Source organism: Hylemonella gracilis ATCC 19624 (genome assembly GCF_000211835.1).
In the GTDB taxonomy this organism is placed as follows: Bacteria; Pseudomonadota; Gammaproteobacteria; order Burkholderiales; family Burkholderiaceae_C; genus Hylemonella; species Hylemonella gracilis.
In genome coordinates, this window is record NZ_AEGR01000011.1 from 1 (window position 1) to 207 (window position 207).

Below are 207 nucleotides of genomic sequence, written 5' to 3' on the forward strand. Positions count from 1 at the left end.
ATGAAGGCCAGGGCCGAATCCACCGTCTTGATCGCGTCGTTGGCCTTGATCACCGAGGTCACGTCCAGGTCCGCCACCTTGTGCAGGGTGGAAGCCGTGTCCGTGCCGACGTAGGCGCCGGAAGCGGCCACCGTGGTGGCGTGGCTCAACACGAAGGACTTGTTCGAGTCGAAGGTCAGGTAACCGCTGACGATCGCGTTTTGCGCG

At 63.3% G+C, this 207-nt stretch carries 1 pseudogene; it reads right to left on the reverse strand.

Annotated elements, in window-relative coordinates:
* Positions 1 to 207, reverse strand: a pseudogene (locus tag HGR_RS17470) (flagellin); the annotation flags it as partial.